The 26070-nt window shown below is 70.2% G+C and carries 22 protein-coding genes; 16 read left to right on the top strand and 6 right to left on the bottom strand.

The window, feature by feature from the left end; genetic code table 11:
* The first annotated feature begins 68 nt into the window (after positions 1-68).
* The 3 genes from ACN469_RS15635 to ACN469_RS15625 all read left to right on the top strand — a co-directional run bounded on the left by ACN469_RS15635 (position 69) and on the right by ACN469_RS15625 (position 3201).
* Positions 69-449: a hypothetical protein gene (locus ACN469_RS15635; RefSeq protein WP_498768652.1), complete on the top strand. Its 381-nt coding sequence runs from the start codon at positions 69-71 to the stop codon at positions 447-449.
* A gap of 183 nt (positions 450-632) precedes the next feature.
* A complete protein-coding gene (locus tag ACN469_RS15630; RefSeq protein WP_498768650.1) occupies positions 633-2129 on the top strand; it encodes a hypothetical protein in 1497 nt (498 codons plus the stop codon).
* Between the two features lie 196 nt (positions 2130-2325).
* Positions 2326-3201 (top strand): hypothetical protein, encoded by an 876-nt coding sequence (locus tag ACN469_RS15625; RefSeq protein WP_498768648.1) that lies wholly within the window; start codon positions 2326-2328, stop codon positions 3199-3201.
* On the opposite strand, the gene ACN469_RS15620 is transcribed toward ACN469_RS15625, so the two are convergent.
* On the bottom strand, positions 3191-3601 hold the full coding sequence (locus ACN469_RS15620) for a response regulator (protein WP_498768646.1): 411 nt from the start codon (positions 3599-3601) through the stop codon (positions 3191-3193). The genes ACN469_RS15625 and ACN469_RS15620 overlap by 11 nt on opposite strands.
* Positions 3602-3941: 340 nt before the next feature.
* On the opposite strand from ACN469_RS15620, the gene ACN469_RS15615 reads away from it, so the two are divergent.
* Positions 3942-4871: a hypothetical protein gene (locus ACN469_RS15615; RefSeq protein ID WP_498768644.1), complete on the top strand. Its 930-nt coding sequence runs from the start codon at positions 3942-3944 to the stop codon at positions 4869-4871.
* 58 nt (positions 4872-4929) lie between these two features.
* Here the strand turns inward: ACN469_RS15615 and ACN469_RS15610 are convergent, their stop codons facing one another.
* Together ACN469_RS15610 and ACN469_RS15605 are read right to left on the bottom strand one after the other, a co-directional pair.
* A complete protein-coding gene (locus ACN469_RS15610; RefSeq protein WP_498768642.1) occupies positions 4930-5625 on the bottom strand; it encodes a nucleotidyltransferase family protein in 696 nt (231 codons plus the stop codon).
* Between the two features lie 266 nt (positions 5626-5891).
* On the bottom strand, positions 5892-6209 hold the full coding sequence (locus ACN469_RS15605) for a CBS domain-containing protein (RefSeq protein ID WP_498768706.1): 318 nt from the start codon (positions 6207-6209) through the stop codon (positions 5892-5894).
* 177 nt (positions 6210-6386) lie between these two features.
* Between ACN469_RS15605 and ACN469_RS15600 the strand changes: the two genes are divergently transcribed.
* Both ACN469_RS15600 and ACN469_RS15595 read left to right on the top strand, forming a co-directional pair.
* A complete protein-coding gene (locus tag ACN469_RS15600; RefSeq protein WP_498768640.1) occupies positions 6387-8381 on the top strand; it encodes a patatin-like phospholipase family protein in 1995 nt (664 codons plus the stop codon).
* Positions 8382-8512: 131 nt separating this feature from the next.
* Entirely contained in the window at positions 8513-9328 is an 816-nt protein-coding gene (locus tag ACN469_RS15595) for an OmpA family protein (RefSeq protein WP_498768638.1), read from the top strand.
* Here ACN469_RS15595 and ACN469_RS15590 read toward each other — a convergent pair whose 3' ends face one another.
* Complete coding sequence (locus ACN469_RS15590; protein ID WP_498768636.1) at positions 9329-9853, bottom strand: hypothetical protein; 525 nt, start codon at positions 9851-9853, stop codon at positions 9329-9331.
* 192 nt (positions 9854-10045) lie between these two features.
* Here ACN469_RS15590 and ACN469_RS15585 point away from each other — a divergent pair, with 192 nt between their 5' ends.
* The gene (locus ACN469_RS15585; RefSeq protein WP_498768634.1) at positions 10046-12934 is read left to right on the top strand and encodes a hypothetical protein; all 2889 of its coding nucleotides are present in this window, start codon (positions 10046-10048) and stop codon (positions 12932-12934) included.
* A gap of 28 nt (positions 12935-12962) precedes the next feature.
* Positions 12963-14156 (top strand): OmpP1/FadL family transporter, encoded by a 1194-nt coding sequence (locus tag ACN469_RS15580; RefSeq protein WP_498768632.1) that lies wholly within the window; start codon positions 12963-12965, stop codon positions 14154-14156.
* A gap of 99 nt (positions 14157-14255) precedes the next feature.
* On the opposite strand, the gene ACN469_RS15575 is transcribed toward ACN469_RS15580, so the two are convergent.
* The gene (locus ACN469_RS15575) at positions 14256-15434 is read right to left on the bottom strand and encodes a cyclic nucleotide-binding domain-containing protein (RefSeq protein ID WP_498768630.1); all 1179 of its coding nucleotides are present in this window, start codon (positions 15432-15434) and stop codon (positions 14256-14258) included.
* 27 nt (positions 15435-15461) lie between these two features.
* A complete protein-coding gene (locus tag ACN469_RS15570; RefSeq protein ID WP_498768628.1) occupies positions 15462-16676 on the bottom strand; it encodes a cyclic nucleotide-binding domain-containing protein in 1215 nt (404 codons plus the stop codon).
* A gap of 254 nt (positions 16677-16930) precedes the next feature.
* Between ACN469_RS15570 and ACN469_RS15565 the strand changes: the two genes are divergently transcribed.
* The 8 genes from ACN469_RS15565 to ACN469_RS15530 all read left to right on the top strand — a co-directional run bounded on the left by ACN469_RS15565 (position 16931) and on the right by ACN469_RS15530 (position 26055).
* On the top strand, positions 16931-18283 hold the full coding sequence (locus tag ACN469_RS15565) for a WD40/YVTN/BNR-like repeat-containing protein (protein ID WP_498768626.1): 1353 nt from the start codon (positions 16931-16933) through the stop codon (positions 18281-18283).
* A gap of 11 nt (positions 18284-18294) precedes the next feature.
* Positions 18295-18924, top strand: coding sequence for a hypothetical protein (locus ACN469_RS15560; RefSeq protein ID WP_498768624.1), 630 nt, complete (start codon positions 18295-18297; stop codon positions 18922-18924).
* Positions 18921-20162 carry a YncE family protein gene (locus tag ACN469_RS15555; protein ID WP_498768622.1) on the top strand — a complete coding sequence of 414 codons (1242 nt, stop codon included), beginning with the start codon at positions 18921-18923 and terminating at the stop codon, positions 20160-20162. Before ACN469_RS15560 ends, ACN469_RS15555 begins: the two co-directional genes overlap by 4 nt.
* A complete protein-coding gene (locus ACN469_RS15550; RefSeq protein WP_498768620.1) occupies positions 20159-20881 on the top strand; it encodes a c-type cytochrome in 723 nt (240 codons plus the stop codon). Before ACN469_RS15555 ends, ACN469_RS15550 begins: the two co-directional genes overlap by 4 nt.
* A gap of 13 nt (positions 20882-20894) precedes the next feature.
* Positions 20895-22181: a DUF1444 family protein gene (locus tag ACN469_RS15545; protein WP_498768618.1), complete on the top strand. Its 1287-nt coding sequence runs from the start codon at positions 20895-20897 to the stop codon at positions 22179-22181.
* Between the two features lie 65 nt (positions 22182-22246).
* Entirely contained in the window at positions 22247-22747 is a 501-nt protein-coding gene (locus ACN469_RS15540) for an endonuclease V (RefSeq protein WP_498768616.1), read from the top strand.
* A gap of 123 nt (positions 22748-22870) precedes the next feature.
* Positions 22871-24799, top strand: coding sequence for a beta-propeller domain-containing protein (locus ACN469_RS15535; RefSeq protein WP_498768614.1), 1929 nt, complete (start codon positions 22871-22873; stop codon positions 24797-24799).
* An 89-nt stretch (positions 24800-24888) separates the two neighbouring features.
* On the top strand, positions 24889-26055 hold the full coding sequence (locus ACN469_RS15530; RefSeq protein WP_498768612.1) for an alkaline phosphatase PhoX: 1167 nt from the start codon (positions 24889-24891) through the stop codon (positions 26053-26055).
* The last annotated feature ends 15 nt before the right edge of the window (positions 26056-26070 follow it).

Here is a 26070-nt window from a genome sequence, read left to right as displayed (position 1 = left end):
GTAAATCCCGAGTGGCAGGGCCGTCACCTTGAGGCCTACAGCGGGTGGCTCGCTAGCCTTGGGCGGGCATGGAAGCGACGCGGCGAAACGAGGCGGCGCGGTGGCGCCGGGCGTGGCTGCCCTGGGGTCTGCTCGCGGGCGTGTGCCTGCTGGGCGCGACGGCGACCTGGGCCAGTACCCGCTCGGTGTCCGCGCTGGCCGAGCGCGGCGCCCAGCTGGAGCGCGAGGCGGCCGAGTCCGAGGCCCGCGTGGCGGAGCTGCAGGCCCTGCGCGAGGCCATGGCCCGGCGGCTGCGCGTGCTGGAGCAGCAACACCAGAGCGCTCGGGCGGAGGCCATGACGGCCGCGGCGGCCTGCTCCCTGGCTCCCGACGAGGCTCCCCAGAATCAGGGCCGCTCGGAGCCGCGACGCGCGGGCTCGCCCAAGGGCAAGAAGAGCGCGCGCCGCTGACGGGCCCAGGCGCTCCCGACGTGGCCTCCAGGTCCACACCGGCCCCGGCCCCTGTGGACCTGGAAACAACAGTCCCGGGGCGCCACGGAGCGCAACCTCACGGAAATACTGCGGAGCGGGCGTCGGCCCGCCGTGTGCTACCTCGCGTCCCTCGAGTCTTCTTCCGCGCGAGGTCCCGTCTCCATGTCGCCCTTCCTCCCTCAAGCCTCCTTCAGGCCCCTGCTGGCCGCCCTCGTGTGTCTGGCCGCGCTGCTGCCGCTGTCCCGCGCCGACGCCGAGCCGGGCATCCGCATCCTCAACTCGCTCTCCACCGCGGACCTGGCCTTCAACGCGCTCACCACCAACGTGCGCTCCCTCGAGGCGCTCACCTCGGAGCCGCTGGCCTCGCGATCCTTCGAAATCGACGCGCGACTCAGGTACCAGCTTGAGGACCCGGCCGCGCGCAACGTCATGCACTACCTGGTCGAGTGCGCGCTGCCCGCGACGTCCGCGGTGGAGTGGAAGGACCGCAAGGGCAACCTGTACACCTTCACCGGAGGCGTGGGGCTGTGCTCCGAGTGGGAGTACCAGGCCCCCAGCAAGGAGTGCCTGGGCTACGTGAGCGCGTGCCTGCTGTCGCGCAACAACGCCTATGGCCACACGGTGGAGATCTCCATGCGCGGAGAGGACCCCCGGGACGACCGGACCTTCAACCCCACCGGCGACACCAAGCAATGGCACCCCATGTTCCTGCCCTGTGACAGGGGCGGCTCCGGACTGAATGAGGAGTGTGGCTGGGTGGGCGAGGGCGTGGGTGCCTGCAGCGCGGGCACGCAGGTGACGGTGGGCGCTGGCGCGCCGAGGCCGGGCACCTGCACCGGCGTGCTCGGCTCCGGCTCGGGCCACCGGGTGCTGCGCGTGTGCAAGGAGCCCTTTGGCTGCGAGGCCGGCAACGCCCTGGCCGCGGCGGAGAAGAACGACTGCGGCGGCGACGCCCCCAGCGCGACGTTCACCTGCCCCCGGGGCGGCAAGTACAGCGTCATGTCCGCGCCCTATGACCGCGCGGAGGCGCCGGGCTCGTGGGTGAGCCCCGCCGCGACGGCCGGCCGCTACCCCGCCGCGTCCTTCGGCGCCTTCACCTTCCGCGAGGGCGCCTTCTTCGGGAACCTCTTCGACATGAAGGCCCTGGCCGTGGAGGTCTTCATCAACATGGACACCTTCCTGCCCCAGCTCACCAAGCCGAACTTCGCCGGCTACCCGTACCAGAACGTCCACGCCTGCTTCGCCAAGGACTGGATTGCCGGGGACGAGCACCTGGCCTCGCGCATCTGCGCCAACGCCACCATCAGCGGCGTGAGGGCCTACGGCTGTCTGGCCCGCACCGTGGGGCCCTGCGAGCCCGGCAGCTCCAGCGCCCAGGCGCCCCGCTGCGCCGTGAATGACGGCGCCAAGGTCCAGGGCGACGGCGACTTCGAGGTCTGCAGCGACGACGACGGCGTGTCCCACCCCGAGCCCATCAGCACCTACCTGAACAGCCCCTGCGACGCGCTGACCGTGGCCGAGCGCAACACGTGCAACGACCCGCAATGCGACTTCAGCACCTCGCCCTCCAAGTGCCAGAAGGGCTGCGCCCAGCGCTCCGCCAGCGAGTGCCTGGCCGTGGCCTGCGTGAAGAACCCCAAGCTCTGCGGCAAGAGGTAGCAGCCCACGTCACGAGAGCCCGGGGGTCGGTTGGAACCTCCCGGGCGCTCGGGCGCGGTGGGCCCGAGTGGCAGGTGTCCGGACACCAGGCAGGGGCAGGCGGCATCTCGTACACCATGGGTGTATGAATAAAGCAGGCGGCCGGCCGTCCTGACTCGCGTTGCCTCGTTCCGGCCACCCCGCCGAGGAGTCCACCGTGTTCCCTTTCCGTTCCGTCCTGAGCGCCGTGCTTGCCCTGGGATTGCTGCTGGGCTCGACGTCGGCCGAGGCGCGCTTCGGCAAGCGTTCCCGTCCTTCGCAGAGCGACTCGAAGAAGGACGACGACAAGAAGGACGACACGCACGAGGCCACGCCGGTGGGCGGCCGGTCGGACTCCGACGACGACGACGACGACCGGCCCCGCCGACGGCGCAACAACAACACCCGCCACGTCTCCTCGGACGTCGCGAACGGCATCGGCTTCCTCGCCTTCGTGCTCACCGGCGGCAACCACCGGTTGATGGTGGTGGACGAGCCCCGCCAGCGCGGTGAGGTGCGGCAGGAGCGTCACGCGGCGCCCCTGTCCTTCCGCGTCGGCTTCCAGGCCGGGCCCGTCAACAGCGGCGGCGCGGGCGACCTCTTCATCGGCCTGGAGGGCCGGCGCTTCGGCGTGGACGCGCGCGTCACCGGCATCAGCGTGAACGCCGACGACGGCACGGACGACTCGGACAGCATCACGCTGTTCGAGGCGCACCTCACCTGGGCGCTCGTCTCCCTGGAGCGCGTGCGGCTGCGCGCGGAGGCGGGTGTGAGCACCGCGAACGCGCCGGACATCTCCTTCGTGGGCCCCAGCCTGGGCATGTCGTTCGAGGCGTGCCTGGCGGGCCCGCTGGACTTCGAGGCGCGCACGCAGGTGACGCCCTTCCCCTACCGTCAGGTGGACGCGAGCGCCGCGCTGGCGCTGCACCTGGGCGCGCTGGTGCTGCGCGGCGGCTACCGGGGCATGGTGCTGGATGACGCGGGCCACGTGGACGGCGTCGCCCACCGCGACAGCTTCCACGGCCCGTACTTCGGCCTGGGCCTCACCTACTGACCCTCCGGGACACCTCCGGCCGCGGGCCCGGGCAGTGCTCCTGGACCGCGGCCAGCAGGTCCTTGAGCCGCACCGGCTTGCGCAACAGCGCCACCGCGCTCCGCGGACAGGGCTTCGGCTCCGCGCTCATGGCCACCACGCGCGACTGCGCGAAGCGCGAATCCGCCCCCAGCGTCTCCAGCAAGCCCAGGCCCTGCACGCGCGGCGTCTCCAGGTCCACCAACACCAGACACGGCACCTCCAAGGACACGAGCACACGCAGGGCCTCACGGCCATTGATGGCCATGGCCACGTCGTAGCCTTCGTCCTGAAGCGCTTCCGCCATCGCGCCCCGCAGGTCCGGGTCGTCTTCGACCAGGAGCACGGTCGGCTGCATCACCACATGGGTCACGATTGCCACCCTAGTGCCTCCGTAGCTGGCTGACACGCCTCACTCCGCCCGGACTTCGCTCACTGTCGAACCGTGAGCATCCGCCCGGTCTGGACAGGCACATAGGCCCGGTCCGTCGTGAAGAGTGAGATGTGGCGCGCGGCCCCTGTCCGCATGGCGAGCGTCCTGCGGTGAAAGCCAATTCCTCCCACGTGTCGGGCCGTGCGCACTCGTCACGGGCCGCGCTGCCCGAAGTCATACAAGCGCGATTGGCCAACGCCTGCCCACCCCCGGGGGCCATGGCCGCGCGGGGCCGGCGGCCCTTGAATGTCGCTCCCCCGTCGTCCCCCGCCAGGAAGAGGAGTGCACCTTGCCCTCATCGAAGGCCGTGCTCGGCTCCGCGCTCACCGCCACCCTCCTGCTGGGTCCGGCCGCCGCCGAGGCCCGCTTCGGCAAGAGCTCCACCCCCGCGTCGTCCTCCAACCGCGGCACCTCACGCCCGGAGCGCGGCGTGAGCCGCCCGGAGTCGAGCCCCGAGCGCCGAGCACGAGAGCACCCCGCCTCGCCCCTCGGCCAGGGCTCGAACGACGGGCGCCCCGCGCGCGAGCACCCCGCGACGGCCATCGGCAAGGAGCGTGACGCGCAACAGGACGACGCGCCCCGGAGGCGGCGACGACGGGCCCGCGTGCCCGTGAGCGCGGCCGTCGTCGGAGCAGGCGCCGCGGCTTCGCCCCGGTTGAACGCCACCACGCGCACGGAGCGACGACGCGACGAGCCCGTGCCGCTGCTGGTGCGCCTGGGCGCACAGTCGGACTGGCTCAAGGGCGGCGGCGCCATGGGTGTCTTCATGTCCATGGAGGGCCGGCGCATGGGGCTGGATGCCCGCCTCACCGGCATGACGCTCGACGCGGACGACGGCTCCGACAAGGTGGACCGAATCACACTCTTGAGCGCGCGGGTGACGGCGGCCCTGTGGGCCAGCTCCCGGGGACGCATGCGCGTGGAGGCGGGCCTGACGAGCGCTCACGCTCCCGGCATCATCTTCGTGGGCCCCAGCTTCGGCGCGTCCGTGGAGGCCTGCATCGGCGCCTCCCCCGTGGACGTGGAGGCGCGCCTGAACGCCACGCCCTTTCCGCACCGCCAGGTGGACGCCCAGGCGGGCCTCGCCCTGCACCTGGGCACCTTCAACCTGCGCGGCGGCTGGCGCGCGCTGTACCTCAACGACGCCGGACACGTGGACGGCGTCGAACATGAGGAAGGCTTCGGCGGGCCGTACTTCGGCCTGGGCCTGACCTTCTAGGTACAACGACACGACGGGCCGGAGCCGCCCACGACAGGGAGCCCCGGCCCTTCAACCCTTACTCGTCCGACGCCGCGGCCATGGGGACCGAACCGCCCCCACCGCCAATGTCCGCCACCGTGGTGAGCCCCGAGGACGGCCGCTTGCCGGTGCCTCGGCGCTTGGGAGCCGGGGCCAGCTTCGGCTCCGAGCCGAACAGCCGCTCGTACGTCTCCGGCGTGTTGATGTTCACGATGACGCCCGGGTCCTTCAGCGGCACCCGGCGCACCTTCATGTTCTTCAGCACCGCTTCGAGCTGCTCCCCCTCCGCCGCACGAAGCCGCTCCGCCGAAGCCCGCGACAGCAACACCGGCCAGCCGGGTGCCCCCTCGAACTCCGGACGCAGCGCCTCGTCCGCGTCTCCCATCAACTTGAGCAACGACTTCACCGTGGTGGCTCGGAGCGCTGGCATGTCCACTGGCTGCAGGAGCACGACGTCCGCTCCGGCCTCCATCGCCGCGTCCAACCCCACCTTCACCGAGACCATCTGGCTGTCCTTCCACTGCTCGGACTCCACCAGGTCCAGACCCGGATGCTGCTCGCGCACGGCCTCAGCATCCTTCCCCACCACACCCAGCACCTGACAGCTCGCCTTGCCAAAGGTCGACGCCAGCGACTGAAGAAAGCTCTTGTCGCCTTCGTGCAGGATGAGCGCCTTGGGGTGGGCAATCCGCCGGGCCTCGCCCGCTGCGAGGATGATCGCCACTGCCTTCATACCAAGCCTCCTCCGTCCCCCGGGGAATCGAGTGCCAACTGGCCCGGGGCCACCGGGAACAGGCTGTGGCTTCCTCGGTGGTTTTTGAGCCCACCCCCCGGTGCTAGCCGTCAGCCGGTCCTCCGTCACTTCGCGAGCCGCCTGAGAGGAGCGGGAGGAGCCAGAGGACGCGCGAGCGGCGCCGACGGGAGCGCGGCCCGCCTGCTCGTTCGTACCACCCCGGAGGCTTGCCTCCCCTGCCGTCCGGCCACCTGCCCGCGCGCGACTCAATGCAGCCACCGAGGCGGCGGCGCGTGCAGCAGCAGCGCCGAGGCCGGCACCAACGCGGCGGTCTTTTCTTCCGTGCTCGCCAGCGACCTGGCGGTCAGAATTTCAGCCAGCCGCGCCAGCGGTGCGAAGGCGGACAGGCGCTGCAGCTCGTGCTGGGACACCTCGCCCAACCACGCTCCGTTCTGGCCATCCACCACGGGGAGCGCGTGCACCCCGTGACGGTGCATCACCTGAAGCGCCGAGAGGACGGTGTCCTCGGGGAAGAGCGTCACGGCATGGGCAACGAGCATCTCGAACTCAGGGCTGCGGCACATCGTCACGGAAGGCCTCCAGAAAAGCAGGCGTCAGGCGCCTCTGATCCATCCCTAAGCAAGGGCCTTGCCGGGCCGATGAGACTTCCGAAAGGCGACACACAACCTGGGACGCCTCGTCGGCGATAATCCCCAGGCAGACCGCTGCCCCCTCGACGCGCCCTTAGTGGAGCCTCCGCGATGAGCATCAAGTCCCTGCCTTCCTCCACGCCGTCCGCCGCACCGCGTCGAGCCCCTGAGCCCGTGCAGCCGCAGAAGGCGGAGGCCCCCAAGCCCAACCTGCTCGAGCGGATGGGCCAGGGCCTGCAGAACGTCGCCCGCGCCGCCAACCAGGTCGTGGACCGCTTCGAGGCGAAGCTGCCGGACCTGTCCAAGCTGGGCCTGCCCCAGCTCGCCGGCACCGGCGGCAAGCCCTGGGAGGGCATCACCCTCACCGGCAAGCCGCTCCAGATTCCCCTCAACAAGCTGCTGGACGTGGACCTGGGCGACCTCCGCAAGGTCCTCGAGCGCGTCCTGCCCCCCAAAATCGACGACAAGCAGGGCAAGCAGCTCGTCGAGCAGACCCAGGAGTTCCGTGACGCGCTGGGTCAAGTGCGCTCACTGTCGGCGCAGCTGGACATGATTCCCTCCACGCATCCGCGCTACGCGCAGGTGAAGGCGGCGCTGGAGAAGGCGGAAGGGGCGCTGACGCAGCAGACGGGCTACACGCGGGCCACCGCGCCGCGCCCGGGCTCGCTCTGGTTGGATCCGCAGTTCCTGGCGAAGGAGCTGCCCAACGGCCAGGTCCACGCCAGCCGCTTCCCCACGGGCACGCCGGTGACGAAGCCGCCCGCGGCGCTGGATATCGTCGCCGGGGGCGACGCGAAGAAGGCCGCCGAGTACACGGCCTCCGTCGCCCAGAACCGCGCCGAGGCGGGCATGCCGGTGCAGGGCGGCGAGCCCATGGGCGTGCACCTGAGCCTGGAGGGCGGTGGCGGCAAGGGCAAGCGCTACGCGGCGATGCTGACGGAGATGCGCGAGATGGGCGTGGTGCCGGTGAGCCTCACGGGCACGTCCGCGGGCTCCATCGCCGCCGCCTTCGCCGCCACGGGCGCCACGCCGAAGCAGGTGGAGGACGTCGCCAAGGACCCGCGCCTGGGCAAGCTGTATGACATCGACCTGGACATGAACGACGGTGGCCTGCTGGATGGCCAGGCCGCGTATGACCTCTTCGACCAGAAGCTGCGCGAGCTGACCGGAATCACCGACCGGCCCGTGACGTTCGCGGACCTCAAGATTCCCCTCCAGCTGGTCGCCGCCAAGGCCTACGACAGCGCGGTGCCCGACGGCGGCTTCAAGAGCGCCCAGGACCGCATCTTCGTCTTCAGCCAGGAGACGACGCCTGACACGCCGGTGGCGCTCGCCATGCGCGCCTCCATGGCCATCCCCGGCGTCTTCGAGCCGGTGCAGGTGGTGGACCCCGTCACCGGCCGGCAGATGCACCTGGTGGACGGCGGCACGCTGGACAACCTGCCCATGGGCTACAACAAGAACGACCTGCCGCAGATTGGCGCGTCGCTCCAGCCGCGCGGCGGCACGCACCCGTCCAACGGCACCGCCCAGCCCAAGCCGCTGCCCACCGGCCAGCTCGACACGGACGACGTGGTGTGGAACGGCTTCAACGGCCTGGCCCTGCTCAAGGACAACGCCACCGAGGCCCAGGACTGGCGCGACAAGGCGAAGCCGGGCGCCAACCAGTTCATGCTCAGCGTCCCCACGTGGAACCTGGACAATCCCAAGCAGGGCAACAGCGTGCTGGGCTTCGGCTACGACAACAAGGTCGACCCCATCCTGGACGGGCAGACGCGCGAAGTGACGCGCGACTTCCTGCGCGAGTTCATGGACGACATGAAGGTCCCCGGCTCGCGCGGCACCAACATGGTGACGCAGGTCCCCAAGGATTTGAAGTTCAGCGAGCCCGTTCAAATCTGGGGCGAGAAGTTCCAGGTGACGTACAACGGCGGAGACACCGTCATCGCCACCGCCGCCAATGGCAAACGTCACGAAGTGAAGCTCGGCCAGAAACAGATTGAGTCCATCTGGCTGGATGGCCAGGCGTTCAACGACTTCGGCGCGCAGCTGTCTCACACGCTGAGCGACGTGCGCAGCGTGCGTCCTTCCTGGTTCCCTTTCTGACACACGGTGTGGGGCTTGCGCCCCTGCTGCAACCTTGAACCTCCAGACACCTTCACGCACCCGGGACGCCTTGAGGCGCACCCGGGTGCCGTCGTTACGGTGTCTCGCATACATCCCCCTGGGAGGTCTTGATGCAAGCGGAGCGAGGGCGGGCCTGGGTGCCCTGGCTGGTGACGGTGCTGGTGGTGCTGCTCGCGGGCGGAGTGCTCTACCTGTCGCACCGGGGCTCGGCGCAGGCGCAGGCGCAGGCGGAGGAAGCGCGCAAGGCGGCGGACGAGGCCACTGCGCGCACACGTGACGCGGAGGCGGCGCGCAAGCAGTGGGAGGAGAAGTTCACCGCGCTGGAGACGGAGCACGCGAAGCTGTCCTCGGAGAAGGAGCAGCTCAGCACGGAGAAGGAGCAGCTCTCCCAGACGGTGCAGGAGCAGGAGGCGGAGCTGGCCAAGCTCAAGGACACCTACGACGACCTGCAGGACAAGATGAAGGCGGAAATCGCCGAGGGCGCCATCAAGCTGTCCCAGGCCAAGGGCCGCATCCAGGTGGACCTGGTGGACAAGGTCCTCTTCGACTCCGGCGACGCGAGCATCAGCAAGCGCGGCCAGGAGGTCCTCAAGCGGCTGGGCGGAGTGCTCGCGAAGGTCGATGACAAGGCCATCCAGGTGTCGGGCCACACGGATGACTCGCCGCCGTCGCAGAAGCTGCAGGCCACCTTCCCCACCAACTGGGAGCTGTCCGTGGCGCGCGCCGTCAACGTCGTCCGCTTCCTGGAGGAACACGGCGGCGTGCGCTCTCGCAGGATGATCGCCGCCGGCTACGGGGAGACGCGGCCGGTGTCGGCCAACGCCACCCCCCAGGGCCGCGCGCGCAACCGGCGAATCGAGGTGCTGCTGATTCCGGAGCTGCCCGCGAAGAAGGCCGCCCTCAAGACGGCCCGCGACACGCGCTAGCTACTTCTTCTTCACCGACTCCAGCAGCTTGCGGAAGGACTTCTCCGAGGCCGCCACCGTCTTCTCCGGGCCCGTCAGCTTGAAGAAGAGGGCGCCCTCGGGGCCTTCGACAATCGCGCCCAGCAGGCGGAAGCCGGGCTTCGGCGTGGAGGGGCCCATCATCGGCCCGCCGCCCATGTACGTGCCCTTCACGTCCACCGTCGTCACCGGCATCCCGCTGAGCTTCTCCGTCTTCGTCTTCGCGACCTTGTCCACCGGCTTGCCGTCCGCCGTCTGGAACTGGCCCAGCCACCGCTTCACGTTGTCGTCCACCGCGCCGCCCTGCCCCTTCCCGAAGTAGAAGACCGCCAGCTCCCCGCCCTCCGTGTCCCCCTTCGCCGCCGGCAGCTTGTACGTCGCCGCGCGCATCGGCCGCTCGCCCTGCGCCGCCCACTCCGCGGGCGCCGTCCACGCCAGCCCTCCGGCCTCCTCCGCGGACGCCGCCATCGCCATGCACATCACCAGCACACCCAGCAGTCGGTTCATCCGCTCAGCGTACCGGTGATTGACTCCAGCGCAGTGTGTCAAAGACAGTCGGTGCCACTCCCGCATACGGCGAAGCATGACTGACACAACGCGTCAAGTCCCGTCGCTTCCGGCCAACCCACGGACGTGGTACGCCACGCGGCTGTCACCTAGTCCTGAAGTCCAAACTTGGACTCGGAGGGGGTTGTACCCATGAAAAAGGCGTTGTTCCTCGGGGCTCTGGCCCTGGGCACGGTAGCGTGTGATCCAGACATCGCGCAGGACGACCCGCCGAATGCTTCGGACGTCGTCGTGGCTGAGTTCGACCCCTCGGCGTCTCCGGCTGTCGTGCCGTCTCCGAATGACTTGGCCATCGCCAGGTTGCCGGATGGCTCGAACATCGTCGCGGCGCCCATCAATCCGAATACGCCTGCCGCCGAGCAGGAGTTCACTCGGGACTATCTCAATACGCTCAACGGCTTCCCGACGTCCGCCATCGCGACGACGCTGGTGAAGGGCCTGGACGCGGCGACCGTCAACGCGGACACGGTCAAGTTCATCGACCTGTACGAAGGCACCCCGCTGGCGAAGCCCGTGACGCCGACCATCGGCTACCGCGAGGGCACCAATCAAATCACCGTCATCCCGCCGCAGCCGCAGGGCTGGCCCAAGGGCGGCCGCTACGCGGTGGTCATCGTCGGTGGCGCCAACGGCGTGAAGACGACGGTAGACAAGGGCAGCAAGCCCGTCATCGGCTCGGCCACGTGGTCCTTCGCCAGCTCGCGCGAGCCGCTCGTCACCTGTCCCGACCAGAACCTGGCGTCGCCTGACTGCCGCCTCAACACGGAGCTGCTGCCTTCCGCCAAGAAGGACCCGGCCGAGCGCCTGGCGGACCAGCTCAACAGCGCCAAGCGCCTGGAGCAGCTGCGCCTGGGCTACAAGGGCGTCCTCGACCTGGCGTCGGCGAAGTTCTCCATCAACCGGGACGATATCGTCCTGGCGTGGACCTTCACCATCATGAGCCAGCCGGAGGCGACGTTCGACCCGGGCACCCTGACCATCCCCTTCCCCAATGACATCCTGCGCGCGCCCGCGACGGCCACGGCGCCCGCGCACCTGGCCATCCCCGTGCCCCCCACCGCCGGCACGGTGACGGACCTCATCAAGGGCCTGAACACCCTGGATGGCTGGTCCACGACGGCGCCCATCATCTCCGAGAACAGCGCCACCCGCGGCGTCATCGACAATGACGCGAAGCTGGACATGAACACCGTCCGGCTGGGCAAGGAGCTGCTGTTCGTCAAGCTGACCCCGGGCGGCACCACGCCCAAGGTCAAGGTGTGCCTCAACTGCGCCTCCAGCACCAAGCGCGACGGCACCCCGGCGGACCCCGCGCCCCAGCAGCTGCAGATCATCCCCGAGGTTCCGCTCGACCCCGCCAGCCAGTACGCGGTGGTGCTGCTGCGCGGCGCCAAGGACGAGAAGGGCAACTTCGTCGCCCCCACCGGTCCCCAGGCCCTGCTGCGTCTGTCCGCGCCGCTGGCCATCGACGGCAAGAGCCAGGTCGCCGCCGTGCCGGACGGCAACGCCGCCCAGCTCGAGCCCATCCGCGCGGGCATGAAGCCCCTGTTCGACCTGCTCGCGAGCCGGGAGATTGCTCGCAAGGACGTGCTGCTCGCGTGGGTGTTCACCACCCAGAGCACCCACACCGTGCTGGCCCAGCTCAACCAGGCGCCCACGCCGGTGCCCACCACGCCGCTGTACCTGGTGGACCAGACGGCCCAGCTCACCGGCGCCATGACGGCCAGCGGCCTGGAGAACACGCACGTGGGCAAGGCCCTCGTCGGCGCGTTCCTGTCGCCCCTGCTCCTGGATGACGTCACCGCCGCGCTCAACCCCGCGCGTCCCACGCGTCTGGACCACGTCCCGTTCTGGCTGTTCCTGCCCGCCTCCGCGCCCCCGGCCGGCGGCTACAAGGTCGTCGTCTTCGGTCACGGCCTGGGCAGCAACCGCACCACCGTGCTCCCCATCGTCAACAAGCTCAACGAGGCCGGCTACGCGGTGGCCGCCATGGACACCGTGCTCCACGGCGAGCGCACCAGCTGCGCGGGCATCACCGCCGCGTCGGGCCTGCCCGGCATCACCACCCCGGACCAGGCGTGCGCCACCGGCTCCACCTGTGACGTGACGGCCAACAGCCCGACCTACGGCCGCTGCATCTCCGCGTCGCCCAATGCCTGCAATCCCACGGCGGGTGGCGACCTGGCGTGCCAGCAGGCCGGCCAGGGCGTGTGCAGCGTGACGACGGCCAAGTGCGAGGGCGGCGACTTCCTGCGCGCCTCCGCGAACTCCCCGCCGGCCGTCTCCAGCTGGAACTTCCTCAACCTCACCAACCTGTTCGCCACGCGCGACAACTTCCGCCACCACGTGGTGGACTTCTCGCAGTTCACCCGCGTGCTGGCCAGCGACGGCCTGCGCACGCAGCTGGGCACCGTCGTCCCGGGCGCCACCCTCAACGCGGCCACCGTGGACTACGTGGGCCAGAGCCTGGGCGGCTTCCAGGGCGCCCTGTCCGCGTCCGTCAACACGCGCGTGCGCCGCACCGTCCTCAACGTCCCGGGTGGAGACCTGGTCGACGTCCTCCTGACGTCCGCCAATCCCACGTTCATCGCCCGCCGCGAGGGCTTCCTGAACTTCCTGGGCTCCGTGGGCCGCATCCCCGGCACCCCGGCCTTCGACGAGTTCCTCGTCCTGGCTCGCACCATCCTGGACCCGGCCGCTCCTCGCAACTACGCCTGGAAGCTGGAGAACCTCGAGGGTGCTCACGCCGAGCGCGAGGCGTTCATCCAGTACATCAAGGGTGACGAGGTGATTCCGAACCCCGTGACGCAGGGGCTCATCTCCGCGGCCAACCGCGACAGCACCCGCACGGTGCAGCACTTCATGGCCGAGGTCGACCTGCTGCCCACGTCGACGCGGCACGTGTTCCTGCTCATCGCCGACCCGTCGGACCCGGGCAACCCGTTCCTGAAGTCCGTGCGCGACACGGCCCAGGCCCAGGTCGTCAACTTCTTCAACACGGGCGACGCGGCCACTCCGTAACCGGACAGGACACAGGGGAATGACTCACATGAAGAAGACACTGTCCCTCGTAGCGCTGCTGGCCGCGGGCTCCTCCCAGGCCGCCGGCTTCCAAATCAACACCCAGAGCGCCCGCTCCACGGGCATGGGCAACGCGGCGGCCGCGTGGCTGGACGACTCGTCCGCCATCTACTCGAACGCCGCGAACATCCTGGGTGTGAACAAGCTGGACGTGCAGATTGGCGACACCGGCATCCTCCCCGGCATCAAGTTCACTCCGGTGAACGGCGCCGAGCAGGGTCAGAAGACGACGCTGTCGCCGCCTCCGCACCTGTTCGCCGTGTACAAGCCCTTCGACCGCTTCGCGGTGGGCGTGGGCGTGTACACGCCGTTCGGCGCGAACAGCCGCTGGGTGGATGACTTCGTGGGCCGCTTCAAGGCCCAGGAGTCGGCCATGGCCGTCTACAACATCAACCCCACCGCGGCGTACCAGCTCCACGAGCGGTTCCGCGTCGGCGCGGGTCTGGACATCTACCGCGGCACGCTGGAACTCAAGCGCGCGCTGGGCTTCGTCGAAAGCGAAGGCCAGGTGCACCTGGGCGGCGCGTCGTGGGGCCTGGGCTACAACCTGGGCGTGCAGGCGGTGCTGCTGCCCAAGTACGTCACCATGGGCCTGCACTACCGCAGCTCCGCGGACCTGACCTTCAAGGGCAACGCGGACTTCCAGAACGTGCCCGTGGAGTTCCAGACGCGTCTGCCGGACGGTCCGGTGGAAGGTGACGTCACGCTGCCCGCGACGGTGGCGTGGGGTATCGCCGTCACGCCGTTGGACAACCTGAGAATCGCGTTCGACGCCAACTGGGTGGACTGGTCCTCGTTCCAGGAGCTCGCCATCGAGTTCCCGGAGAACCCGGCCATCAACAACCCGCTGCCCAAGCGCTGGCGCGCGAAGTGGAACTACCACCTGGGTGCCGAGTACGGCGTGACGCCGGCTCTCCAGGTTCGCGCGGGCCTCATCCTGGACCCGGCTCCGGGTCCTGGCGGCACGTTGACCCCGGACCTCCCGGACGCGGACCGCTTCGGCGTCTCCGTGGGCGCGGGCTACCGCTGGAGCTCGGTGCGCGCTGACTTCGGCTACCAGTTCGTCAGCCTGGCCGACAACGAGAGCTCCGCGCCGGGCATCGCCGGCACGTACAACGGCTCCGCGCACGTGTTCGGCCTGACGCTCGGCTACTCGATGTAATCCGCTGAACCGTCCGGCCCGCCTTCATGCGGGTCGGACGTCCTCTTCGCCCGGGTCTCCCTCATGGGGGCCCGGGCGTCGTCGTTTCAGGGGCCCGGCTCAGACGCGCAAGTCTCCGTCATGCAGCACGCGGCCGGAGGCCAGCACGCGCGCGGAGTTCTGCAGCCGCTCGGTGCCCATGCGCATCAGCAGGCCCTTCATGCCGGGCTGACTGAGCAGGTGCTTCTCGAAGGCGGCGCGCGGCAGCCGCAGCACCACGCCCTTCACGTCGGCGCGCACCGTGGCGGACACCGGCTTGTCCAGGAGCAGGGAGATTTCGCCGAAGACGTCGCCCTCGCGCAGCTCCGCCAGCGGCATGCGTCTGCCATCCGGATGCTCCAGCCACGGCGTGCACTTGCCACGCAAGAGCACGTAGAAGGCATCCCCCGGCTGGCCCTGCGCCAGCAGCACCTCGTCGGAGGCGACGGCGCGCAGCCGGAAGTCGAGGGAGAGCGCCGCCTTCTGCTCCGCCGTGAGGCGACTGAGCAGCGGGTTGCTGCGCAGGAGGTTGTCCACCAGCCGCCGCCGGTAGAAGTCCTCCAGCACCTCGCCCACCCCGGGGTGTCGCGCCGCCACCGCCGTGAGGCGCGGGCGCGTCAGCTCCAGCAACATGCTGCGCTCGGTGACCACCACGCTGGCCAGACGTGGGCCTTCCGACACCAGCGCCAGCTCTCCGAAGAAGTCCCCGGGCACCACCGTGCCCACCACGCCGCGCTCGCCGTCCTCCAGCGCGCGCGTCACCTCCGCGCGGCCCTCCACCAGCGCGAACATGGACGCGCCCGGCGCGCCCTCCTCCACCACCGCCTGTCCCGGGAAGAAGGCCCGCGCCTCCAGCGCGCCCACCAGCGCCACGAAGTCCTCGCGGCTCAGTCGGGAGAACAGCGGCGCGGCGCGCTCCGCGACCGCGCCAGGACACAGGGCGAAGCGCTCGGCCAGCGCCCGCGCGCAACGCGAGCTGGCGGCGTCGGTGGCGCCCAGCCGCGTCAAGGCGACACACGCGGCCACCGCGCGCAGGGGCTCATTCGCCTTCGCCCACGCCAGCGCCGCCGTCTCGTGGGCCGCCGCGGCGTCGGCCGTCCTGCCCAGCCACTCCAGCAGCTCCGCCACCCGCTGGCGCACGTCCGCGTCGTCGGGGGAGGACTTCAAGAGGCCCTGGTACTCGGCCAGCGCCGCCTCCAGCTTCCCCTGGCTCGCGAGCTCAACTGCCCGCGCCTTCCCCTCGACATCCATGTCCGCCATGGCGCCATCCTACCGCCACACCGGGTCCTAGGCGCTCAGCACGCGCACCCGCTCCGCGAGGTTGTGGGTGAACAGCCGGTAGATGCGCAGGGCGGCGGCCTCGTGCGTGGCCAGGTAGTGCTGGAAATCCACCCGCGTCACCCTCAGCGCGCGGACGGCCGAGCGTGAGCGCACGTGCGCGGACGTGGGCCCATCCAGGATGAGGGAGATTTCACCCAGCCAGGCGCCGGGCCCCAGCGTGTTGAGCCGGCGCGCGTCCATCCCGGGGCCCGTGGACACGTCCACCGTGCCCTCCAGCAGCACCAGGAGGCCCGTGCCCCGCGCGCCCTTCTCCAGCACCGTGGTGTCCTCGGGGATGGCCACCTGCTGCGCCATGCGGAACAAGTCCTTCAAGTCCTCCAGCGCCAGCTCTCCGAAGATGGGGATGGCCTTGAGGTACTCGTACCCGTCCGGCACGGCGCTCACCCGCTCCGCCACCGGCGCCGGCTCCTGGGGCGCGGACACTCCGTCCCCCAATCCCAGGTGACGCAACAGGCGCAGGTGCTCGGCTTGGAGCACCTCGTCCTCGCGCGCCGCCGCCGACTCCTGCCGCGCATCCGCCAACAGCACCAGCGCGCGCCACGACTCTCCCTGCTCGTCGAGCAGCGCGCACATGCGCAGCACCGCCTCGCGCCGCCGGGGATGCTCGGGCGGCACGCCGCGCAGCGCCTCCAGCTCCGCGTGTGCGTAGCCCAGCGCGTGGTACAGCTCCGCGGCCTCCAGCGGACGCTGCAGTCGCGTGAGGCACTGGGCCATGGACTCGCGCGTGTCGAGCGCGCGGTACAGCTCCAGGGCCCGCTCCAGCGCGCCCGCGCTCTCGAAGGCCGCCGCGGCGCGTGCCCGCTCTCCGGCGCGCAGCCACGCCTCGGCCGCCAGCAGCGGCGCGCCCGCCTGCTCATGCAGCGCCGCGGCTTCGGAGTCCGCGCCCTGTGCTTCCAGGAGCCGGGCCGCGCCCGCGAAGTCCCGCGCGCGCCGCAGCACGTCCACCAGCGCCGAGCGCGCCTGCGCGGGCACATTGACGGACTCTTCCAGCACCCGCTCGCGTTGCACCGGCGACAGGTCCTCGTAGGACCGCACCGCCACGTCCACCGCACCCTGCATCAGTGCCTCCCACACCGCACGGCCGGGGGCTCCCACGGGCGCACCCCAACCCTTGGCGCCCTCATCCAGATTGAGGTCGGACACCTTCGCGGCCCCCGCCATGTCGTGCTCCCCCCTGCGGCAATGTCTCCCACGTCCGTAGCAGACCGGCCGCCAGGAGGCGAGCCCCCCGCACGCGACGCTCCCGGGCGACAGGGAAGTGGTGGATGCATGACCTTCCACTCCGGACCGAAGCCACCTGGCGAGGCATGTGGCGAAGCGCCGCACCCGTCCTTCCGAGGCCCGCCGCTATATGTCGGCGCTCCAGGCGTTATCGTTCGGAATGGGCCGGTCCCATGCCCCCTGGAGCCCGAATCATGACGCCTCGCCACATGCGCCGCTGGAGCCTGGTCGCCACCCTGCTGGCCCTGGGTGTCGGAGGGACGGCGCGAGCGCACGCGGGTCTGCCAGAGACCTCCAACGTCACCCTGCGCCGAGGTCACCCAGAGGATTTCTTCCTGGGCGCGACCTTCGGCGCGGTGATTTCGCGCGACAGCGGGAAGACGTTCCGGTGGATATGCCCGACGGCCATGAACTACGGCGGCTGGAGCCCCAACGCCTACCTGTGGCGTGAGGCGGGCGACCTCATGGCGGCCACCGGCAGCGCGCTCCTGCGCTCACCCGACGGCGGCTGCTCCTGGAACACCCACCCCTACTTCAAGGACACCTGGGTGGCGGGCCTGGCCGCGCATCCCACCGACGACCGCATCCTCTACGTCGTCACCTCCCGGCACGGCAAACCCAACGGCGTCTACCGCTCCCTGGACGGCGGCGAGACGTGGGCGCCCTCGCCGCTCCTGCGCCAGGGGCTGGTGCTCAACGCGGTGCGCGTGTCCCCGGCCAACCCCCAGCGCCTCTACGTGAGCGGCAAGGAGGAGAGCCGGATGCTGCTCCTGCGCAGCGACGACGCGGGCGAGACATGGACCGAGGTGGCCCACCCGTTGTCGGAGCTGATGCTGCCGTACGACCTGCTCGTGGAGACCGCGGACCCGATATCGCCGGACGTGCTGTGGGCGCGCGTGTCCTCCCAGGGCGCCACGTACCTGCTGCGCAGCGACGACGCGGGCCAGACGCTGAAGGTCATCTCCACCATCAACGACGTCTTCATCAACATGGAGCTGTCCGCCGACGGGAAGACGGCGTGGGTGGGGACGCTCAACCACTTCTTCCGGGGCCCCTCCACCGGCCCGCTGCAGATGCTGTCGCTGCCCACGGGCAACGCGTGCGTGCTGCGCGACGGACAGACGCTCTACGGCTGCGGCTCCACCTGGCTGCATGACTGGGCCTTCGCGCGCAGCACCGACGAGGGCAGCACCTGGCAAGCGCTCTTCGGCCTCTACGAAATCCAGGGCACGCACCACTGCCCCAAGGGCACGCCCGTGCGAGACCTCTGCCCCGGCCAGTGGCCGCAGCTCGCGGAGCAGCTCGGCGCGCCGCTCTACCCGGACGGTCCCCCCGAGGAGCCGCCCGAGGACGCGGGGACCTCCGAGGACGCGGGCACTCCCGTGGACGCGGGCACCACTCCCGAGGACGCAGGCACCACTCCTCAACCCTTGCCTACCCCCAAGGGCTCGGGCGGATGCGGGGCCATGGGTGGGAACATGGTGCCCGTCCTGCTGTTGCTCTCCACCCTCACCCTGCTGCGCCGTGGTCGGCGGCGCCAGAACTGAACAGGTCCCCCATGAAGCCCCTTTCGCGAAAGACGCTCTGGACCTCCTCCCTGGTCGCCCTGCTCTCCCTGACGACCACGGCCTGTGGCGACGACGACAAGGAGCCGGAGTCGAAGTGCGGCGAGCCCCTCTACGGCGGTGACGCCACCGACGAGGCCTGGCGCGCGCTCGTCGACGCGAAGGGCAAGCCCGCGGACAGCACGGAGGCCGCGCAGCTGGCGCTGCCCACCCCGGGCACCCGGTACTCCGTCAGCGACGCGCCGCCGAAGTGGACCTGGACGTCGTCCCTGGCCAGCGCGCAGCCGCGCCCCGTGCCGGTGAGTCCCTTCGACACGGCCCGCTCCATGCTCGCGCGCGTGGGTGAGTGGGTGCTGCCCACCGCCCATGCGCACCTGCCGCCCTTCACCGGCGACATCTACTGGGTGCAGGTGACGGTGCCCGGCCGCGAGTGCCCGGTGGAGATGCTCACGTCCAATCTGGAGTGGCAGCTCGACGTCGCGACGTGGGACACCCTCAAGGCGAGCGCCGGCCAGGACCTCTCCGTCCAGGTGGTGAGCGCGTACCTGCTCCAGAACCGCATCACCGAGGGCCCCTACACCCTGGCCCAGCCCGTCACCATCCGCATCCAGGAGGCGCCATGAGGCATGCGTGGGTCTGTGCGCTGGGGCTCGTCTTCGCGGCCTGCAGCGAGGACTCGAGCCCCTTCGATGGCGTGAAGCCGCCAGAAGACCTGGTGTACGCGCACCCTGAGCCGTGGGGGTCGGGCTCGAGCGTGCCGCCTCCGGGCCCCGGTGGACGCGTGCTCATCACCAACAGCCTGGACGACACGCTGAGCCTGCTGGAGCTGGAGGGCGCCACGTCCCCAGGCTGGCGTGAGCTGGCGCGCGTACCGGTGGGACTCAACCCGGTGGAGCTGGAGGGGCCGCACCACACCGCCGTGTCGCCGGACGGGAGCCACTACTACGTCGGCATCTCCAACTACGTGCCGGGCGGCGGCTCCGGTCCTCACGGCGCTCACGGCAGCGGCGCCGATGATGGCTACTGCTTGAAGCTGGATGCCCGCGACAACCGGCTGGTGGGCTCGGTGCGCGTGGACCCGAACCCCGGTGACGTCATCGTCAGCAAGGACGGGAACACGCTGTACCAGACGCACTTCGACACGCTGAAAATCGCGGAGGTGGCGCGTCGCGGAGGCACCGAACAGGAGATGCGCGCGCGGCTGGCCATCATCGACGCGAAGACGATGACTCGCAAAGCCATGGTGACCGTGTGCCCCGCGCCGCACGCCATCCGGCTGTCTCCGGACGAGCGCACGGCCTACATCGCCTGCTGGTCCGACGAGGTGGCCATCGTCGACCTCACCTCGCCAGGCTCGGAGCCCAATCTGGTGAAGGTGGCCAGCAACCCGGGCACCGCCACGGCGCCCCGACACCAGCCCTACGCGCTGACGATGTCGCCCACCACGGGAGATATCTTCGTCAGCTCGCTGGCGAGCCGCGAGGTGCAGGTGCTCGAGGCGAGCACGCACACCATGAAGGAGACCCGGAAGATTCGCCTCGCGGGCTCGCCGATGTTCGGTGACGTCAGCGCGGACGGGGTGACGTTGTACATGCCGTATCAAGGCGTGGAGGCGCTGGCCATCATCGACGCGGCCACGGGCTTCATCCGGCGCGAGGTAGACCTTGCGCCCTCGGGCTGCCTCAACGCGCACCAGGCCAAGCTGACCCCGGACGAGAGCCACGTGCTCGTGGTCTGCGAGGGAGACCGCGTGCGCCCCGGCACGCTGCACTCGGTGAACGTGTCACAGGGCACGGTGGTGAACACGGTGAAGGTCGGCATCTTCCCCGACTCGGTGAGCATCCTCCGGGGGCAGCCATGAGCCACGCGGTCTGGAAGGTGCTGCCCTTCGTGGCGCTCGTCACCCTCGCGTCCGCCTGCGGTGACACGGAGCCGGTGAGCGCGGCGGAGTACGGTGAGCTGCTGTTCCGCGACGCACGCTTCTCGGAGAGCCAGTTCAACGACTTCTCCTGCGCGACGTGCCACGCGACGACGCCCTCGGCGCTCAACGGGCGGATGGACTCCGGCTACACGCTCCACAACGTGGCCTCGCGTCCCAACTGGTGGGGCGGCTACGAGACGAACCTGCTGGACGCGGTGAACTTCTGCTACGTCAACTTCATGCGCGGCGTGCAGAAGCTGCCGGAAGACTCGCCCCAGAGTCGCGCGCTGTATGAGTACCTGGTGAGCATCAGTCCGGACGCCACGGCCCCCGCGCTGCCGTACACGGTGGTGAAGGACATCCAGGAGGTCCCTCGCGGAAGCACGGAGCGGGGACAGGTCGTGTATCAAGCCGCCTGCCAGGAGTGTCACGGCGCGATTCACACCGGAGACGGACGGCTGACCGAGATGGCCTCCATCCTCCCGGAAGTGACTCACGACTACGATGAGCTGTTCCCTGGGATTCCCCACTCACTCGTCGTCATCGAGAAAGTGAGACACGGCCAGTTCTTCCACATTGGCGGCAACATGCCCGCGTACAGCCTGGAATCCCTCTCAGACGCGGACATGGGAGCGCTGCTCAAGTACCTGGGGCTGTAGTAAGGAAGCCCGCATGGGTTTCTGGAAGAAGCTTTTCGGTCTGGAGAAGGCGGGCTCGGAGTCATCGGCGAGCCCGCCTGAGTCGGTCAGCCCTCGCGAGTACCTGCAGCGCGAGGTGGAGGCGGTGCTGAAGACCGTCCCCACGGTGACTGAAGTCACCCGGTTGCCGGATGACTACGGCCTGCGGTTCTTGAAGAGCGGGGAGGTCGTCCAGATGTACCTGGACAACCTCTTCGCGGAGACGCGCGAGGTGTCTCCCGACGAGCGCGCCCAGCAAATCCGTCGCTTCCTGGCGGCCTTCGCCGGGGAGAGCAGGGGCAAGCTCTCGTGGGAGGAGGCGCAGGAGAAGCTCCTGCCCGTGGTGCGCTCGGCGACGTTCGGCCTGATGGCGCCACCGGGAGAGATTCGCCCGCGCCCCATGGTGGAGCGGCGCACCATGCCCTTCCTGCGCGAGCTGCTGGTGTTGGACCTGCCCGACGCCACCATGTACCTGCAGCAGGACCACCTGAAGGAGTGGGGCGTCTCAGCGGAGGAGGCCTTCGAGTCGGCCTTCTCCAACCTGGACCTCATCCACGAGTCCGGCGTGGAGCTTCAAGAGGAGCAGCCAAGTCCGCTCTGGTCCGTGGACTCCAATGACACCTATGAGGCGTCGCGCCTGCTGCACCCGGGCTTCCTCGCGTCCTTCGCCGACCGCGTGAAGGGCCGCCCCATCGCCGTCATCCCCACGCGCTCCACGCTCGTCATCGCCGGTGACGGGGACCCGGACATGCTCAAGCGGATGTGCACGCTCGCCGAGCGCGAGCACGACGCCAGCACGCGCGGCATCTCTCCCGCGCTCTACACCGTGGACGACGCCGGGCGCGTGGTGCCGTACCGCCGCGCCGGGGACGACGAGCTCGCGCAGCTGGTGCGCCGGGGCCACCTGCGCTTCGCCATGGGCGAGTACGCCACCCAGAAGCAGGTGCTGGAGGCCCAGCACGAAGCGGAGGACGTGGACGTATTCGTCGCCAGCTTCGGCGCCCTGTCCCGCGAGAAGGACGGCCGGCCCATCAGCTGGTCCAGCTGGAGCAAGGACGTGGACACGATGCTGCCGGAGACGGAGGTCGTGGCCATCCAGGCGGGCGGGGAGGACTTCTTCATGGTGACCTTCCCCGACGTGAAGCGGCTGGCCTCCGCGTACCTCGCGCCGATGCCGGAGCTGTGGCCGCCGCGCTACCGCACCACGGGTTGGCCCTCGGACGCGGTGCTGGAGCAGCTGCGCGCCGCGCAGGTGGACCTGGCGACGTACGACGCCGACTGAGGCCTGCCCGCGACGTCAGCCGACCAGACGCCTCCGCGTCAGCCGGGGGCCGTTCTCCCGAGGAGATGACGATGCTCGCCTGCGTGGACGTGGACTACCGCGATGACGTCACCGTGGCCGCGTGCGTCCTGTTTCGCGATTGGGCCGATGCCTCGGAGACCACGCACCACGTGGACCGGGGCCCTCCCGCGGCGGCCTATGAGCCCGGCCAGTTCTACCGCCGTGAGCTGCCACACCTCTTGCGCGTGCTCGCCCTGGTGCCGGAGCCGCTGGAGGCCATCGTCGTCGACGGCTACGTGTGGCTCGGCGAGGACAAGCCCGGCCTGGGCGCGCACCTGTACGAGGCGCTCGGGCGCGCGGTGCCCGTCATCGGCGTGGCCAAGACGTCCTTCCACTCCAGCGACGTGGCCCTGCCCGTGCTGCGCGGCCAGAGCCAGCGCCCCCTCTTCGTCACCGCCGTGGGCCTCGGCTCCGCCACCGCCGCCGAGCACGTCCAGCGCATGCACGGCCCCTCCCGCCTGCCCACCCTGCTGGGCCGCGTGGACCGGCTGTGCCGCGAGTCGTGAGCCCCCCGTATCCCTGACACGCGCGTCGTGTCCGCGCGGGTGTCCCGGCTCCGGTGCGGGCTTCCTTCCCTCGGAAGACAGGGCAGACACCCCTGGTATGGGCCTTGCTCAGGGGTGCACCCCATGCGCCCACCCCGCCTCCGGCCGCGTCACCTCCTCACAGGTCTGCTGCTCGTCCTCGTCGTCTCGGCCTGTCCCTCGAAGGACCGACCGATGACTCGCGCGGAGGTCGCCGCCATCACCTTCACGCGGCTGGAGCGCTTCGGGTCGGAGCAGGCGTTCGATGCCCACGCGAGGCTGGTCCAGGATATTCGAACTGCCCTGTTCTCGGGCGGTGGCCCCGTCGTCGGCTGTGGTGGTGCCAGCGGCGACGACTCCCCCGCGCCGGCGCCTGGGGCGGAGGAGCCCTCCATCACCAACAACCAGGAGGCGGGCGTCGACGAGGGCGACATCGTCAAGGCCGTGGGGGACTGGTTCGTGGTGCTGCGCCGGGGCCGGCTCTTCACCGTGAGACAGACGGAGGGCGCCCTGGAGCCGGTGGGACAGGTGGACGCCTACGCGCCGGGACTCACGCTGGGCACCTGGTACGACGAGATGCTCGTGTCGGGCCGTCGCATCGTCGTCATGGGCTACAGCTACACCATGCGCGCCACGGAGCTTGGCGTGTTCCGCATGGATGACGCGGGGGGGCTCACCCATGAGGGCACGCAGTTCTTGGACTCCGGCGACTATTACTCCGGCCGCAACTACGCGAGCCGGCTGGTGGACGGCACCCTCTTCTTCTATCTGCCGTACTACCCATCGTCGCCGAATCCCTACAAGGAGCCGCTGCGGATGCCGTCGACGGAGCGATGGTTTCGCACCGACGAGCGGCTGCCCCCGCGCCCCATCCTCTCGCGCGGCGATGTCTTCAAGCCCGTGCAGACGACGCTGTGGCCCATGCTGCACACGGTGGTGCGCTGTGACTTGAACTCACCGGAGCTCACCTGCACCGCGACCGCGCTGATGGCGCCCCGCGCACGGAGCTTCTACATGTCGCGCGACGCGGTGTACCTCTGGGTCAGTCCGAGCTACGAGTCGTGGACGGTGGAGGGTGAAAAGTACGACTCGAAGACGCCGCGCGACTCCGTGGTGTACCGGCTGCCGTTGGACGGCGGCGAGCCCGGAGCCCTCCTCGCGCGCGGCGGCCCGGTGGACCAGTTCTCCTTCCGGCAGAACGAGGATGGACACCTGGATGTGATGCTTGTGGCGGCGGGCCAGGGCGACTCGATGTGGGGCCCCGAGTTCGCCCGGGGCGACGGTCGCTTCGCGCTGCTGCGCGCGCCGCTGGATGCGTTCTCTTCGGAGCTGACCGGCCTTCGCGCCGGGGACTTCACCACGCTTCCCGGCCCCATCGAGGGCACGCTCCAGAATCGCTTCGTGGGGAACCATGTGCTGTGGGGCTCGGGCGCGGCGTTCGACGACGACTCCACGCCGGGCGAGCGCGCCGTGTGGGTGACGGACGTGCGCGCTCCCAGGGACTTGCACCGGCTGTCGCTGGGCCACACGGTGACGCGCCTGGAGCCGCTGGGCACGGGCGGCGCGCTGGTGGTGGGCGAGAACAGGTCGGGCCTGCGGCTCACCTCGGTGAAGCTCGGAGAAGGAGGCCCTGAGTTACGGAGCACGCTGCTGCGCGCCGGAGCGACGCAGGGCGAGTCGCGCAGCCATGGGTTCTTCTTCAAGCCGGACGGCACGGGGGGCGGGGTGATGGGGCTCCCGCTGCGGTACGAGGGAGGGACGTGGAGCCAGCTGCGCTACGGCTCCGCGGAGGTGTCCTTCGTGCGGGTGGACCCGGAGCTGGAGCTGACGACGCTGGGCTCGCTGGGCGCTTCGGTGGAGACGGGTGATGACGCGTGCGTGAAGTCGTGCACGGACTGGTACGGCAACGCGCGTCCCATCTTCTATCGGGAGCGCATCTTCGCGCTGATGGGCTACGAGCTGGTGGAGGCCCATGTCACCGAGAGCACCGTGGAGGAGTCCTTCCGCGTGAGCTACCTGCAATCGGGCCGCTGAGCCCGGTTGCTTGGGGTGGAGGGAGGCCGGGGCGGCTCGTGACTCCGAAGCGCTTCCCCTGGAGCGGGACCTGCGAGACAACGCGGGTCATGCACCGCCGTCACTTCCTGCGATTCTCCGCCCTGGGGGGCAGCACGCTGGCCCTGGGGAGCCTCGGCTTCTGGCGCAACGTGTACGCCGCGCCAGCCACGCCGAGCACGGGCGAGAGCCCCTACGGGCCGCTGGCGGACAGCCCGGATGCCCAGGGACTCCGACTGCCTCGGGGCTTCACGTCCCGCGTCATCGCTCGCAGTGGAGACCTGGTGCCTGGGACGGATTATGCGTGGCACATGGCGCCGGATGGTGGCGCCTGCTTCGCGCAGCCGGACGGTGGCTGGATCTACGCGTGCAACAGCGAGACGTCACCGGATGGCGGAGTGTCTTCGGTGCGCTTCGACGCGAAGGGCGACATCACCGGCGCGTGGCGCATCCTCTCCGGCACGCACGTCAACTGCGCGGGAGGCCCCACGCCGTGGGGGACCTGGTTGTCCTGCGAGGAGCATCGACAGGGGCTCGTCTGGGAGTGTGAGCCGTCGCGCCCGGGGCAGGGAGTCGCGCGGCCCGCGCTGGGGGCGTTCACGCACGAGGCGGTGGCCGTGGACCCGCTGGGCCGGAGGCTCTACCTCACGGAGGACACGCCCACCGGTCGCCTGTACCGCTTCACTTCGGCGAAGTGGCCCTCGCTCGAGGAGGGCACGCTGGAGGCGGCTCGCGTGTCGGGGGACCTGCGCACGGGAGCAACGGTGCAGTGGGTGCCCGTGTCGCCCCAGACTCCGGCCGCGATGCAGGCGGCGGCGCGGGAGACCACCGCGTTCCCCGGGGGTGAAGGCTGCTGGTACGACGGTGGCGTGGTGTACTTCACCACGAAGCACGACAACCGCGTGTGGGCCTTCACGCCGCTGACGAGCCGGCTGGAGGTGCTCTACGACGAGGCCACCTATCCGAACGCGCCCCTGCGCGGCGTGGACAACGTCACCGTGTCGCAGGCGCGTGAGCTGTTCATCTGCGAGGACGGGGATGACCTGCAGATGTGCCTGCTGACGCCGGACCGGAAGGTGACGCCGTTCCTGCAGGTGGTGGGGCACGAGGGCTCGGAGCTGGCGGGCGCGGCGTTCAGCCCGGATGGCAAGCGGCTCTACTTCAGCTCACAGCGAGGCTCGGACAGGCGCGGCGTCACGTACGAAGTGAAGGGCCCTTTCCGCACCCGACGCGGCTAGCGACGGAAGCCCGCG

Origin of the sequence: Corallococcus terminator (assembly GCF_049194865.1) — a bacterium.
Taxonomy (GTDB): domain Bacteria; phylum Myxococcota; class Myxococcia; order Myxococcales; family Myxococcaceae; genus Myxococcus; species Myxococcus terminator_A.
This window is presented reverse-complemented; position numbering and strand designations above follow the sequence as displayed.

Bases quoted from the DNA above. Each gene is read 5' to 3' on its own strand.
- ACN469_RS15590 (WP_498768636.1), bottom strand. From the start codon at position 9,853: ATGAACCGACTGCTGGGTGTGCTGGTGATGTGCATGGCGATGGCGGCG.
- ACN469_RS15605 (WP_498768706.1), bottom strand. From the start codon at position 6,209: ATGTGCCGCAGCCCTGAGTTCGAGATGCTCGTTGCCCATGCCGTGACG.
- ACN469_RS15535 (WP_498768614.1), top strand. From the start codon at position 22,871: ATGCGCCCACCCCGCCTCCGGCCGCGTCACCTCCTCACAGGTCTGCTG.
- ACN469_RS15530 (WP_498768612.1), top strand. From the start codon at position 24,889: ATGCACCGCCGTCACTTCCTGCGATTCTCCGCCCTGGGGGGCAGCACG.
- ACN469_RS15565 (WP_498768626.1), top strand. From the start codon at position 16,931: ATGACGCCTCGCCACATGCGCCGCTGGAGCCTGGTCGCCACCCTGCTG.
- ACN469_RS15545 (WP_498768618.1), top strand. From the start codon at position 20,895: ATGGGTTTCTGGAAGAAGCTTTTCGGTCTGGAGAAGGCGGGCTCGGAG.
- ACN469_RS15555 (WP_498768622.1), top strand. From the start codon at position 18,921: ATGAGGCATGCGTGGGTCTGTGCGCTGGGGCTCGTCTTCGCGGCCTGC.
- ACN469_RS15630 (WP_498768650.1), top strand. From the start codon at position 633: ATGTCGCCCTTCCTCCCTCAAGCCTCCTTCAGGCCCCTGCTGGCCGCC.
- ACN469_RS15540 (WP_498768616.1), top strand. From the start codon at position 22,247: ATGACGATGCTCGCCTGCGTGGACGTGGACTACCGCGATGACGTCACC.
- ACN469_RS15585 (WP_498768634.1), top strand. From the start codon at position 10,046: ATGAAAAAGGCGTTGTTCCTCGGGGCTCTGGCCCTGGGCACGGTAGCG.
- ACN469_RS15610 (WP_498768642.1), bottom strand. From the start codon at position 5,625: ATGAAGGCAGTGGCGATCATCCTCGCAGCGGGCGAGGCCCGGCGGATT.
- ACN469_RS15570 (WP_498768628.1), bottom strand. From the start codon at position 16,676: ATGGCGGGGGCCGCGAAGGTGTCCGACCTCAATCTGGATGAGGGCGCC.
- ACN469_RS15550 (WP_498768620.1), top strand. From the start codon at position 20,159: ATGAGCCACGCGGTCTGGAAGGTGCTGCCCTTCGTGGCGCTCGTCACC.
- ACN469_RS15560 (WP_498768624.1), top strand. From the start codon at position 18,295: ATGAAGCCCCTTTCGCGAAAGACGCTCTGGACCTCCTCCCTGGTCGCC.
- ACN469_RS15600 (WP_498768640.1), top strand. From the start codon at position 6,387: ATGAGCATCAAGTCCCTGCCTTCCTCCACGCCGTCCGCCGCACCGCGT.
- ACN469_RS15635 (WP_498768652.1), top strand. From the start codon at position 69: ATGGAAGCGACGCGGCGAAACGAGGCGGCGCGGTGGCGCCGGGCGTGG.
- ACN469_RS15580 (WP_498768632.1), top strand. From the start codon at position 12,963: ATGAAGAAGACACTGTCCCTCGTAGCGCTGCTGGCCGCGGGCTCCTCC.
- ACN469_RS15595 (WP_498768638.1), top strand. From the start codon at position 8,513: ATGCAAGCGGAGCGAGGGCGGGCCTGGGTGCCCTGGCTGGTGACGGTG.
- ACN469_RS15575 (WP_498768630.1), bottom strand. From the start codon at position 15,434: ATGGCGGACATGGATGTCGAGGGGAAGGCGCGGGCAGTTGAGCTCGCG.